This is a genomic window from Streptomyces hokutonensis (assembly GCF_042751305.1).
Classification (GTDB): Bacteria; Actinomycetota; Actinomycetes; order Streptomycetales; family Streptomycetaceae; genus Streptomyces; species Streptomyces hokutonensis_A.
Genome location: NZ_JBHYWD010000016.1, coordinates 58,172 through 71,093, shown reverse-complemented (window position 1 = coordinate 71,093; position 12,922 = coordinate 58,172). Strand labels below are relative to the sequence as shown.

The following is a 12,922-nucleotide window of genomic DNA, read 5'->3' as shown; positions in this document are numbered from 1 at the left end:
CAGTGAACCGCATGCCGGACCGGGGGACCCGCTAGCGGTCCGCTGGGTCGGCGGGATAGTTTCCTGAACGCCTCCGTGCGTTCTGACCGTCGCGAGGCTTCTCAGGGGCGGCCGTCGGCCACGCATCCGCCGGCCGCCCCGTCCCGGGCGCCGCGTCCGCCATCGACGGTCCGCCCCCCATGGCCCGGTCGGCGCCGCCGTAATCGCATCGCACCCCTCCACAAGAAGACGCTGAGGAGCACCTCCCATGGCCATCGCCATCTCCGCCACCTGGACGGCCCACCCCGGCAGGGAGGACGTCGTCCGCGACGCCCTGGCCAAACTGGTCCCAGCCGCTCGTGCCGAACCCGGATGCCAGGCATACGTCGTTCACCAGGACCCTGAGCGGCCCACGGTCTTCAGGTTCTTCGAGATCTACGACGACGAGGACGCGCTCAAGGCGCACGGCGACTATCCCCACTTCACGAAGTACGCGGTGGGCCAGGCGGCTCCGGCGCTGGCGGACCGCTCCCACGAGTTCACCACCGTGCTCGATTTCTGACAGGTGGAGACCCCGGGTCCGCAGTCCTCGGGGGCACGCTTCCCACCTGCTTGACGCTCCCGGAAGATCAGGCCTAAGTTTGCCAGAGGTTCTTATCCCGGTTCACTGGTCCACATTGCGGACCGAGTGAAATGAGGGGAGTCATCATGCCGAAACCGCCTGAGACCGACGCGCGGCACGCCACGCGGTTCCGTCGCTACGTTCCCGCCTCCGACGACCCGCGCGTCGCCGGCCTGCACGAGCACACGGCTCGGACGTACGCCGACGCCCGGCTGAGCATTCCGGTGCTCGCCGAGGTGGTACGCCAGTGGCGCGAGAGCGCGGAAGAACCGTACGTCGGCATCACCACCGACGGCCGCGTCCGCCACGGCGTCTACGAACTCGACGCGGTCCCCGACGCCGAACGCCCGCCCACCGAGGCGATGCTCAGCGCGGTCGAGGAGATCCGCCGCCACACCACGCACGAGCAGTGGCAGCGGCTCACCTATCCGCTGGAGGCACCGCAGTGGCGGACCTGGAGCAACCCCGAGGCGCTGCTGTACGACAACGGCCTCCGCCTGGAGGAAGTGCCGGACGAGACCGCGGACGCGCTGCTGGGGCTGGTGAGAGCGACCCTCAGCGAGGACGGCTACACCGTGGTGCGCCATCTGATGCGGCTCAACGGTTTCCTCGGTGAGCTCACCGACATGAGCGGGGTCATGAATCCCGGCAGTTACCAGTTCGCCGTCTTCGGCGAGCCGTCCCAGGACCAGCCGTGGGGATGGCACCTGTACGGCCACCACGTGTGCGTCAACGCCCTCGTGGCGGGGGACCGGATGGTGATCGGCCCCGTCTTCCTCGGTGCCGAGCCGGACAGTACCGACGTCGGTCCGGATGCCGGTGTCCGGCCGCTGGGTGTCCGTGAAGGGGTCGGGCTGTCGTTCGTCAACAGCCTGACTCCGCAACAGCTCGCCGTGGCCCGCACCTACCCGGAGGTGCGCGATCCACGGATGCCGGAAGGACGGGTGCACCCGGTGGAGGAGCGGTTCCTCGCGGGGGCCTTCCAGGACAACCGGGTGATCCCGGTGGAGGGCATCCGCGCCACCGAACTGGACGGCGAGCAGCAGCAGTTGCTGCTGGCCGTCATCGAGCAGTACAACGACCTGCTGCCCGAAGGCCCACGGGCCGCCCGCATGCGCGAGGTGCGTGCGCACCTTCCGGAGACGTACCTGACCTGGATCGGCGGCGTCGACGACGAGCAGCCGTTCTACTACCGGGTGCAGAGCCCGGTGGTGCTTATCGAGTTCGACCACCACGCCGGCATGTTTCTGACCAATCCGGTACCGGCCCGCTTCCACATCCACACCATCCAGCGGCTGCCCAACGGCAACGACTACGGCCGGCTGCTGTGGAAGCCCCGTACCTGAGGGGACCGGCTCCCACCCGCATCTCGGGTGCGGACGGCACCCAGCCACAGCCCATGACACCGGGCCGCAGGGAATCCCTGACTGCCCACGCCACATGAGGAGCCGCTATGGACATCAATGTCGATGTCGTCATCGTCGGGTACGGACCGGGAGGTGCCGTACTGGCTTCCCTCCTGGGACAGCGAGGCCACAAGGTGGCCGTGCTGGAGAAGTTCCCGGCCCCCTACAACCTGCCCCGGATGAGCACGCTCGACGGCGAGATCGCCCGTGTCCTGCAACACGCCGCGGACCCCGTCGCAGCGCTCAAGGACTCGGTGCCCCAGGCGAGCGTGAGCCTTTACGGCGCCGACGGCAAGCTGGCTCTCGTGGGCGACTGGAACAGGACGGTGTGCGGCCACCCGCTCCACCTCAGCCTCCACCAGCCCAACATCGAAGCCGCCATGCACGACCGTGTGGACGCCAGCCCGTCGGTGCAGGTCCACTGGGGCACGCCTGCCACCGGTGTCGAGGACCTCGGTGACCGGGTCGTCGTCACCGCCGTCAGGGACGCCGACGGTGAGCAGATCCGGGTGAACGCCCGCTACGCCGTCGGCATGGACGGGGGCTCGAGCTTCGTCCGGGATGCGGTCGGCATCCGTATGGACGTGATCCATCGCCATGACGACGAGTGGCTGATGACCGACTACGACATCGTCGATCCCGAGGTCGCCACACCGCCGACCGAGCTCCACCTGGAAGTCCCCCGTGCCTACTACTGGGGGCCGAACGGCGACCGGCGTTGCCGCATCGACATGAGGCTGCTGCCCGACGACCCCGCCGAGGTCCGTACCCACGAGCACGCACTGGGCTTCCTGCGGGACAAGACCGGCATCGAAGCGCGTTCGGTGCGCGTCACACGGCAGGTCAACTACCGGTTCCGCTCCCAGATCGCCGACCGGATGCGGGTGGGCAACGTCTTCCTCGGCGGTGACGCCGCCCATCTCATGACCCCCTCCGGGGCGCAGGGGTCATGCAGCGCGATGCGGGATGCCATCAACCTCGCGTGGCGTCTCGACCTCGTGCTCGACGGCCGGACCTCCGACTCGGTTCTCGACACCTATGGGCCGGAGCGGCTCGCCCATGTCGCCCCCATCATCCAGGCTTCGCTGATGGGGTGGGCCCTGGCCGCGGAGTCGGACCCGGACAAGGCCGCCGCCCGCGACGCCTTCCTTCGCACCGGCGAGGCGCCACTTCCGGCCGCGTCCTCGCTGACGACCGGATTCCTGCGGGACACCCCCGAGGGCGACCTGGCTCCGCTGGCCGGCACGCTGAGCCCGCAGGGGCGCGTGCGTATCGGTGAGCGCAGCGGGCTGCTCGACGATCTCGTCGGCTTCGGTTTCCAACTGGTCAGCCGGGTCCCGGTCGCGGCGTTGCTCACGCCGGCCCACACCGCCCTGCTCGAGCGACTGGGCGTTCATGTCGTAGTCCTCGGTCCGGACGACGTCGAGGACGTCGACGGCACCTACCGAAGCTTCCTGGACGAGAACGGCCTGGTCGCCTACCTCAGCCGCCCGGACTTCTACCTCTTCGGTACGGCGGCGACGGCTGAAGACCTCCCCGCACTGATCGACGCCCTGTCCGCCGCGTTGACCCGCACCGAACCCTCTGTCTCCTCCGCCACACAGTCACCCGTCCCGCAGCCCGGAGCCGCCTTCACCCGGGCGACGGTCCCGGCCGGCGAATTCACCCTGCACTACGCCGAATCCGCCCCCGCGGCCCCTCTCGGCACCATCGTGTCGCTGCCCGGTTCCGCCGGCCTGGAGATGTCCACCGCCAAGGACCGCCTGGCCGAGCGGTACCGGGTCGTGGAGATCAACCCCCCGGGCTGGGGCGACCAGACGGACGTGTCCCGGCCGTTGTCCCAGAGCGAGATCGGTGGGGTGCTGGCCGAGGCGGTCGGGCACCTCGTCGACGGGCCGTTCGTCCTGCTGGCCACCTCCATGGGCGGCGCCAACGCGCTGCACATGGCCGCGAGGATCCCGGACCGGGTGCAGGGCATCATCCTCGAAGCGTCCATGACGCCGAGCCGACCGGAGGACCGTCACCCTCTGCCTACCGGCGCTCCCGCGATCCACCCCAACAAGCCGTGGGCCACCCCCGCGTACGTCGCGCACCAGATGGCGAACCGGATGCGGATGATCCAGCTGACACCCCCGGACATGGACGCCGCCGAGGCGATCGCCGTCGTACGTGAGCGCGGGATCCCGGTACTGGGGCTTCTCGGCACCGACGACGAGGTCCTGAAGCCGTCCCTGGAGGAGACCTTCCGCACGGTCCTGCCCGAGGGGGAGTTCCGGCTGGTTCCCGGCGGCGGGCACGACCTGCAGAACACCGCACCGGAGGAAGTCGTCGATCTCGTCGAGACCTTCGTCACGGACCGGGTCGGTTCGGCCACGACCAGACGGTGAGGCCCTCGTATGCCGGAGCAGCCGGTCCGCCGCAAGCGAATGACGGCCGAGCGGTGGGTCGAACTGCTCACCACCGCCCTCGACGTGATGCGCGAGGAGGGCTATGAGGCCATGACCATGGACGCGGTGGCGGTCCGGGCCCGCTGCAGCAAGGCCACGCTGTACCGCATTTGGCGTGGCAAGCCGCAGCTGATCGTGGCGGCGCTGCACGCCACGCGGCGGGTGGACACAGGCGCGATCGACACCGGCACATTGCGCGGTGACCTGCTGGCCCTGTGCGGCCAGCTGGTGGCGGATGTGCAGCGGGACACCGAGTTGTTGACGGCGCTCGCCCACGCCGTGCTCATCGACCCGGAGCTCGCCTCGGCCATGCGCACGTCGCTCGTCGAACCCGAGTCCGCCGCGTTGGACGGATTCGTGGAACGGGCCGTCCGGCGCGGTGAACTGACCGCCAGGCCGGCCGCCGTCGAGTTCCTGCCGCAGCTGATGTTCGTCATGCTGATGGGCCGGCCGCTGACGGAGGGCGTCTTCCTCGACATGGAGTACGCAACGCGCTACATCGACCTGGCCATCATGCCCGCACTGCTGACCAGTTGCCCTGCCGTTCCGACCTCGTTCGAGTCATGAGGCAGGTCCCGAATTTCTGACGCGTTCGTCAGCGGCGCGCCAGTTCCGCCGCGATCCGCTCGGTCGCCGCCATCACCAACTGCCCGTAGGGCTCGTGGAGATCGTCGGTGAGCCGGTAGCTGGGCAACGAGATCGACAGGGCGGCCACGGGCTGTCCCTGGCGATCGTCGATGGCCGAACCGACCGCGGAGACGTCCGGTCGCCACCGCCCCGGGTTGACGGCGAAACCCCGTCCCGCGACGGTCTCCAGCTCGGCGAGAACCTCCTTGCGGGTAAGGCGTGCGCCGGTGGCCAGCTCGACGACGGGCGGGATGCGGGCGGCCCGCTCCGCAGCCAGGAGGTGGGAGAGGTAGGCCCACCCCGACGCCGTAAGGACCATGGGAACCCGCTCGCCGACCTGCGCGACCGTTTGAACGGGCCGGGTGGACGGCACCTTGTCGATCAGGACCAGCGAATCGCCGTCCGGGACGGACAGGTGGATGTTCTCGTCCGTTTGCCGGCCGAGCTCTTCGAGGATGGGGCGGGCTCGTTCGCGGAGGTCGTCCTGAGTCATGACCCTCGCGCCGACCGCGAGAGCCCGGGCGGTCAGGACCCAGCGCTGTTCGCCCGGTGCCCCCTGCGGGGCCAGCCAGCCCGCCTCGCCGAGAGTGCGCAGGATCCTGTGGACCGTCGCCTTGGGGATCTGCAGCGACCTCGCGAGGGCGCTGATGCCGACGGGCTGTGACAGGGCGACGGCCTCGAGGACATCAAGGGACCGCAGCACCGACTGCATTCCCTGCCGTGTGCCCGACGACTCACTCACGCTCTCTCCTTCGGTGGTGGACCCCGTCATCGTAGTGAGGACGCCATGGGGAGTGCTTCTGATCGTAGTTGCGGCCCCTTCGGTCCGTATAGTGGTTCACTTAACCGCATTATGGGTCGACAGTGGGGGTTTGTGGCGGTGGTCCCCGCCCACGATCGTGTTGCGGAGGATCCCGAGGCGCTCGACCTCGACCTCCACTGTGTCGCCGGGCCGCAGCAGCCAGGGCGGTGTGCGAGCGTAGCCGACACCGGACGGGGTGCCGGTGGCCAGCAGGTCGCCGGGGCGCAGCGTGAGGGTGCGCGAGATGTGGGCCAGCGTCTCGCCCACGTGGTGGATCATCTGGCTGGTTGAGGCGTCCTGGACGGTCGTGCCGTTGACCCGGGTCCGCACCCGCAGCCCGTCCCGCAGGTCGCCCACCTCGCCGGCGGGCACCATGGGGCCCAGCGGGCCGGAGCGGTCGGCGTTCTTCCCGAGGGTCCACTGTGAGGTCAGTTTCTGTGCCCGCCGCGCGGTGACGTCGTTGAATGTCGAGTAGCCGACCACCGCGTCGAGCGCCTCGGCGGGGTCCGCGTCCACCAGGCGTCGGCCCACCCAGGCCACGATCTCGCCTTCCCAGTCGAGACCGTCCTCGGTGGAGGGCACGGGGATCTCGGCGCCGCTGACCGTCAGCGACCGCGTCCACCGCGCGAACAGCGTGGGGTGCTCGGGCAGTTCCTGGTCGCGGTAGGACCCTTCGGCGGCGTGTTCGAGGTAGTTCAGACCGACGCACAGCATCTGTGCCTCCGGCAGTACCGGCGGCACCAGGCGCACCTCACCCGCGGGCACCACCTCGCCGGTCGGGGGGCGGGCCAGCCATCCTTCGGGGTCGGCCCAGAACTCCCGCAGCCCGGCCACCACGGTGAGGCGGTCGCCGTCCGGCGACAGGTTCGCAACCCGCACCTCGTCGCCGTACGCCATTCCGACGATCTGCATCCGCACTTCTCCGCTCGGGAAGACAGCAAGCCATACCTTCTAAAGGTTATAACCTTTGTGATTGAATGAGGTCATGGTCACCGAGAACCGCGCCCTGCTGGCCGGCCTGCGCGCCCCCGGCGGCAGCCGGGCCGACCGACTCGCCGACGCCCTCGAAGACCGCGTCCGTGAACTGAGTCCCGGCTCCGCGATCGGCACCATCGAGGAGGTCCGGCAGGAGTCAGGTCTGGCACGCGCCACGGTCAGCGAGGCCATCCGGCTCCTGCGCGACCGTGGGGTGCTCGAGATCCGCCCCGGTCGCGGTGGCGGACTGTTCGTCGCGGACCAGAGCCCGGTCGTGCGGCTGCGGCACACCCTGCTGAGCGTCGCGGGAGAACCGGACACGGTGGCGGACGCCGTCGAGCTCCGCAACCACCTGGAGGAACTCGTCGCCGTCGGCGCCGCCCGGTGCGCGGGTGCGGGCGACATCCCGCCGCTGCGGGCCTGCCTGGACGAGATGGCGGCCGCGCCGGACTGGGACGGGTTCATACGCGCCAACTGGGCCCTGCACGAGCGCATCGCGGTGCTGTGCCCGAACGCCATGGCCCGCGCGGTCTACATCGGCACGCTGGGACATCTCACGTCGTCCACCGCGCGCGCCGCCGACCGGGACGCCGACGCCTACCGGGCGAGGCGGCTGCGGATCCACGCCGACCTGGTGGAGGCGATCGCCGCCGGGGACGAGGGCGCCGTTCGCGCGGCCGTCGCACGCCACAACCACACCGACTGAACGCACGGGGTCACCGGAGCTGTCATGCCATCAGCCGAGTACCGCAAGTACCTCTACCCGTCCGACTCACCGCGCCTGTCCTCGATCAGAGGCCTGGACGCCTACGCATACCGGGAGGCGGCCAAGGCGAACCCGTTCACCGGCGAGCTGATCCGCGGCTGGAAACCCCTCCAACTCGCCGATTTCCGTGGAGTGAGCGAGGACGGCACGCCACGGCCCGAGGTGCACGCCTGGGAACCCGCCCGCCCCGGCGAGGAGGCTCCCGTCGCCGACATGGTCGCCGCGGCGCGGGACCTGCTGGCGGCGCTCGACGAGGACGCCCGTGCCAAGCTGTGCCACCCGGTGGACGGGGTCGAGTGGCAGACCTGGGCCAACCCCGAGTTCCTGCAGTTCGACACCGGTGTCCGCCTGGAGTTTCAGCCACCGGAGGTCCGCAAGAAGGCCCTCGCCCTGGTGGAGGCCTCGCTGAGCCCCGAGGGCTTCCGCCTGGTGCACGACATGATGCTGATCAACGGCTTCCTCGGCGAGGTCGTGGGGCTGGAGACCATCCTCAACGAGTTCAGCTACAACGTCGCGCTCTACGGCGACCCCGATGCCGAAAAGCCCTGGGGCTGGCAGCTGTTCGGCCACCACTGCGCCGTCCACTGCCTTGTCGTCGAGGGGCGCATGGTCGTCAGTCCCGTGTTCCTCGGCGCCGAACCAAACGAGATCGACGACGGCCCGCACGCCGGCACGGCCGCCCTGACCGACCCGATCCGGCTCGGCACGGACCTGATGGCCGCGCTTCCGCGGGATCAGCGCACCACCGCGACCGTGTACGAGCACATGGTCGACCCCGCCATGCCGCCCGGCCGCATCCACCCCGGCGACGAACGGCACCTCGCCGGCGCCTTCCAGGACAACCGGGTGATTCCGGCCGAGGGCCTGCGGGCCGCGGACATGCCCGAACAGGCCCGGCAGCTCCTCCTGTTGATCGCCGAGTCGTTCGTGTCCCTGCTGCCCGACGGCCCGCGCGCGGCCCGGATGCGCGAGATCCGCGACCACCTCGACGAGACCTGGTTCAGCTGGATCGGAGGGCACGAGGTCGGCGACGTCTTCTACTACCGTCTCCAGTCGCCGGTGCTCATCGCCGAACTCGACCACCACTGCGGCGTCTTCCTCGACTACGACACCCCCAAGCCTTTCCACATCCACACCGTGCTGCGTACTCCGCACGGCAACGACTACGGCCGCGCCTACGTGCGCGCCTGGCAGGCACGGAACGCCTGAGGGGTCCTTGCCCGCTGAGCGGAGAAGGGCGGTGCACGCCTCGCCGGAGGGAGCGCCGCACCTCTGGAGAGCACCGACGACGGCTCGGAGCGCGGGGGCAGGAGCGCTGCCAGGACCGGTTCCCGGGGATCCCGTGTGTCGCAGGCGGACGCCGACATCTTCCCGGAGGGGTTCGGCGCGCAGCGCCGAGTCGGTTTGTCGCTTCCAGTACGGCTACTGGGCCATGTTCGCCGGGCGAGTGGCTTCTGCACCAGTCGTGACACCGCGCAGCAGCACGTCCGCGCCGGGACGGCCTCGGCGCCGCGTGGTGGTCGCGGTCGCTGACCGGACACCGGCTTGACACGGGCCGCCGTATCGGTAATCCTACGGGTGTTGGATATTTCTTTCGGGTGGCCGATGTGAGCGCCCGAGGACACGCGCCGCCCGCCGACGAGCCGGCGCAGCGTCCATCCGGCGTCAGCAGGTTTTCCTTCTGCCCACAACTGCGTTCATCGAGAGTACGAAACAGTTTCGTACAGTTCATCTCCGTGCAATCCGTCCAGGACATCTGCACAAGGAGTCATCATGCGCAAGACCACTGTCGGCGCGACCGCCGTCACCGCCACACTCATCGCCTCGCTCGCCCTCGCCTCGGGAGGAACGGCCACCGCGACCACGGCCTCCGGGCAGGGACTGAGGCAGACCAGCCTCCCGGTCGCCGTCGACCCCGCCGCGGACCTCACCGCCCACCCCGACCGGCTCAACGAGTCCTGGTACGTCACCGCCCACGTGACCGCCGGAGGCCACCACTACGGATTCATGGCCAACCACCTGACTTCCGGCGACGCCAAGACGGGGCACACCCTCTCGACCGTCTCGCTCACCGACGAGGACACCGGCTGGTACACCAAGTCGGAGATTGCTCTTCCGCCCCGCACGGGTCTGTCCGACAAGCAGGGCGTGGACATCCACACCGACAACATCAGCTGGACCGGTGACGCCAAGGAGCAGAAGCTGCACGCCAGGGTCCCCGAGGGGACCATCGACGTCACCTTCCTGCCGCAGGGCAACGTTCTGTACAACATGGGGACGGGCTACTTCCCCATGTTCGGCGATGCCAAGTACCCGAACTACGAATACGCCTTCCCCACCATGCAGACCTCGGGGACGTTGACCCTGAACGGCCGCACCGAAAAGGTCCGCGGGCAGTCCTGGCTGGACCACCAGTGGGGGCCCCTTCCCGACATCGCCGCGGGCAAGGCCTCGTGGTCCTGGATGAATCTCGACCTTTCCAACGGCGACGAGGTCAGTCTCTGGAAGACGAAGGAGAACAAGGAGAACACCTGGGCGACCGTCCTGAAGCCCGACGGTACCCAGACCGTCGCCGAGGCGACCCTCACACCTGACAGCTCCACCCTCTGGACCAGCCCGACCACCGGCAAGAAGTACCCCACCCGCTGGAAGGTCACCATCCCGGGCGAGCACGCCCAGTTGAACGTCAAGACCTACGCCAAGGACCAGGAACTGACGGTCCCCGGGCCTCGCTACGAAGGCAGCGCGGCCGTCACCGGTACCTACGGCCACCGCCCGGTCACCGGCACCACCTACGTCGAACTCACCGGCGGACAGTAGCCGTCCGCAGCCGCCGCACGTCCCTGCTGCCTGCCCCCGCACTGCCCAACCGCCCTGTCCTTTCGCCCGGTTCTGGAGTCCTACTCATGTCTCGAACACCCGCTGACACGTCGGCAGTTGCCACCGTGTCCGCCCTCCCGTCTGCAGACGCACCGCCTCGCCACCGCTGGTGGATCCTTGTCGTCATCGGCCTGGCCCAGCTCATGGTGGTGCTCGACGCGACGATCGTGAACATCGCCCTGCCCTCAGCCCAGAAGGACCTGGGCTTCTCCGACGGCGACCGGCAGTGGGTCGTCACCGCCTACGCACTCGCCTTCGGCAGCCTGCTCCTGCTCGGGGGACGCATAGCCGACCTCTTCGGCCGCAAGATGACCTTCCTGGTCGGGCTGGTCGGATTCGCCGGTGCTTCCGCCCTGGGCGGCGCCGCCCCCACCTTCGAGGTGCTCATCGTCGCGCGGGCGGCGCAGGGCCTGTTCGGTGCCCTGCTTGCACCGGCCGCCCTCTCCCTGTTGACCACGACCTTCACCGATGCCAAGGAACGCGCCAAGGCCTTCGGCGTGTACGGTGCCATCGCCGGCGCTGGCGGTGCCGTAGGGCTGCTGCTGGGCGGCGTGCTGACCGAATACCTCGACTGGCGCTGGACGCTGTACGTCAACCTCGCCTTCGCCGTGGTCGCCTTCGTCGGCGGAGTGCTCCTGCTGCAGCGCACCACCCGCGACAAGTCCGCCACCATCGACATCCCGGGCGCCGTCCTGGTCATCAGCGGCCTGTTCTGCGTGGTCTACGGCTTCTCCAACGCCGAGAGCCATGACTGGAGTTCCCCGCAGACCTGGGGCTTCCTGGTTGCCGGAGCCGTCCTGCTCGCGGCCTTCACCTGGTGGCAGACGCGCGCCGCCCACCCGCTGCTGCCGCTGCGGGTCCTGCTCGACCGTAACCGCGGCGCCTCCTTCATCTCCGTTCTGATCGTCGGCGCGGGCATGTTCGGCGTGTTCCTGTTCCTGACCTACTACCTCCAGCAGAGCCTGGGCTACACGCCCGTCAAGACCGGGCTGGCCTTCCTGCCCATGGTCGCCGGTCTCATGCTCGCCTCCACTCTCGCCACCACCGTGCTGATCCCCCGCATCGGCCCCAAGACGATCGTGCCGCTGGGCATGGGTCTCGCCGGCGCCGGTATGGTCTGGCTCACCGGCCTCGACCTGAACAGCAGTTACGCCACCAACATCATGCCCCCGCTGGTCCTGGCGGGCCTCGGTCTGGGCCTGGTGATGGCCCCGGCCATGAGCCTGGCCACTGCGGGCGTGGGTGCCGAGGATGCCGGCGTCGCCTCCGCCTCCGTCAACACCATGCAGCAGGTTGGCGGCTCCCTCGGCACCGCCCTGCTCAACACCCTCTTCTCCAGTGCCGTCACCAACTACCTCGACGGCAGGAACCCGGCGGACCCGGCCGTCCAGGCCCATGCCAGTCTGGAGGGCTACTCCACCGCCTACTGGTGGTCGGCCGGATTCTTCGCCGTCGGCCTGGTCATCAGCGTCGTGCTCTACCGCCGAGGCGTACCCACCCAGGACCCGGACGCGGCGCCCGTCGTCCACATGTAGGACCCCGACGGGCCGCGACCGACCGCCCCCCCCGAGACGGCCCGCCCGCCAACCCGGCGGGTCGCCTCGGCCCGGCGCCCGAGCACTGTCGTCGACGACGTCGCATCCCCCACACCCGGCAAGGAGAACGACCGGCATGGCCTCCGTACTCATCGTCAGCGACCAGTCCTTGCAGCGACTCGGCCTCCGTATGCTCCTGGCCGCCGAGCCCGATCTGACCGTCGTCGGCGAAGCGGCCCGAGGAGCCGAGGTGGTCCGCCTGAGCGCTTCGCTCCGGCCCGACGTCGTCCTGATGGCCATCCCTCCCTTCGACGCGGAGTGCATCGAGGCCATCCGACGCATCACCCGACCCGTACGCCTTCTCCCCGCCTCCGCCGGAGCAGATCAGGTCCCGCCCCGCGTCCTGGTCCTGGCGTCGACCAGTCGCGAGGGACACGCCCAGGCCGCGCTGCGCGCCGGTGCCGGCGGAGTCCTCCCGCACGACGCCGGCCCGGACCAACTCACCGCCGCTGTCCGCATCGTCGCCACCGGAGACGCCGTCATCACCCCCGGCCTGACCCGCGTACTCATCGACGCCGTCCGCGAACAGCGCACCCCCTACCCCCATGACCTGCACACCGGGTCCGACACCTTCACCGGACGCGAACGCGACGTCCTCCTCGCCGTCGCCTCCGGCTGGTCCAACGCCGAGATCGCCGCCCGGCTGTGCATCGCCCCGGCCACCGTCAAATCACACGTCAGCCACATCCTCGCCAAGATCCGGGCCCGCTCCCGCGTCCAGGCGGTGACCTACGCCTACGAATCCGGCCTCGTACAACCGGCGGCCTGACGGCTGTTCAGTTCGAGGTTGCACGATTTCTTCACAAAGATGAGGGCGGAATTA

Annotated in this window: 11 protein-coding genes; 9 read left to right on the top strand and 2 right to left on the bottom strand. The window is 69.6% G+C overall.

All coding sequences use genetic code 11. From position 1 onward, the window contains the following. Positions 1-247 precede the first annotated feature (247 nt). From ACFXC1_RS34415 to ACFXC1_RS34400, 4 genes are all read left to right on the top strand, one after another. Positions 248-541 (top strand): putative quinol monooxygenase, encoded by a 294-nt coding sequence (locus tag ACFXC1_RS34415; RefSeq protein WP_381250364.1) that lies wholly within the window; start codon positions 248-250, stop codon positions 539-541. A 146-nt stretch (positions 542-687) separates the two neighbouring features. Next, positions 688-1,947: a DUF3500 domain-containing protein gene (locus ACFXC1_RS34410; RefSeq protein WP_381250362.1), complete on the top strand. Its 1,260-nt coding sequence runs from the start codon at positions 688-690 to the stop codon at positions 1,945-1,947. A gap of 107 nt (positions 1,948-2,054) precedes the next feature. After that, positions 2,055-4,394 (top strand): bifunctional 3-(3-hydroxy-phenyl)propionate/3-hydroxycinnamic acid hydroxylase, encoded by a 2,340-nt coding sequence (locus ACFXC1_RS34405; RefSeq protein ID WP_381250359.1) that lies wholly within the window; start codon positions 2,055-2,057, stop codon positions 4,392-4,394. A 9-nt stretch (positions 4,395-4,403) separates the two neighbouring features. After that, positions 4,404-5,021 carry a TetR/AcrR family transcriptional regulator gene (locus tag ACFXC1_RS34400; RefSeq protein ID WP_381250356.1) on the top strand — a complete coding sequence of 206 codons (618 nt, stop codon included), beginning with the start codon at positions 4,404-4,406 and terminating at the stop codon, positions 5,019-5,021. 28 nt (positions 5,022-5,049) lie between these two features. On the opposite strand, the gene ACFXC1_RS34395 is transcribed toward ACFXC1_RS34400, so the two are convergent. Next, complete coding sequence (locus tag ACFXC1_RS34395) at positions 5,050-5,823, bottom strand: IclR family transcriptional regulator (protein ID WP_381250353.1); 774 nt, start codon at positions 5,821-5,823, stop codon at positions 5,050-5,052. Positions 5,824-5,919: 96 nt separating this feature from the next. Then, positions 5,920-6,795: a fumarylacetoacetate hydrolase family protein gene (locus ACFXC1_RS34390; RefSeq protein ID WP_381250350.1), complete on the bottom strand. Its 876-nt coding sequence runs from the start codon at positions 6,793-6,795 to the stop codon at positions 5,920-5,922. Between the two features lie 73 nt (positions 6,796-6,868). Between ACFXC1_RS34390 and ACFXC1_RS34385 the strand changes: the two genes are divergently transcribed. The 5 genes from ACFXC1_RS34385 to ACFXC1_RS34365 all read left to right on the top strand — a co-directional run bounded on the left by ACFXC1_RS34385 (position 6,869) and on the right by ACFXC1_RS34365 (position 12,868). Next, positions 6,869-7,564 carry a FadR/GntR family transcriptional regulator gene (locus ACFXC1_RS34385; RefSeq protein ID WP_381250347.1) on the top strand — a complete coding sequence of 232 codons (696 nt, stop codon included), beginning with the start codon at positions 6,869-6,871 and terminating at the stop codon, positions 7,562-7,564. Positions 7,565-7,588: 24 nt separating this feature from the next. Next, positions 7,589-8,833 (top strand): DUF3500 domain-containing protein, encoded by a 1,245-nt coding sequence (locus ACFXC1_RS34380; protein ID WP_381250345.1) that lies wholly within the window; start codon positions 7,589-7,591, stop codon positions 8,831-8,833. Positions 8,834-9,397: 564 nt separating this feature from the next. Then, positions 9,398-10,444, top strand: coding sequence for a lipocalin family protein (locus tag ACFXC1_RS34375; RefSeq protein WP_381250344.1), 1,047 nt, complete (start codon positions 9,398-9,400; stop codon positions 10,442-10,444). 86 nt (positions 10,445-10,530) lie between these two features. Then, entirely contained in the window at positions 10,531-12,039 is a 1,509-nt protein-coding gene (locus ACFXC1_RS34370; protein ID WP_381250343.1) for an MFS transporter, read from the top strand. Between the two features lie 136 nt (positions 12,040-12,175). Beyond that, on the top strand, positions 12,176-12,868 hold the full coding sequence (locus tag ACFXC1_RS34365) for a LuxR C-terminal-related transcriptional regulator (RefSeq protein ID WP_381250342.1): 693 nt from the start codon (positions 12,176-12,178) through the stop codon (positions 12,866-12,868). The last annotated feature ends 54 nt before the right edge of the window (positions 12,869-12,922 follow it).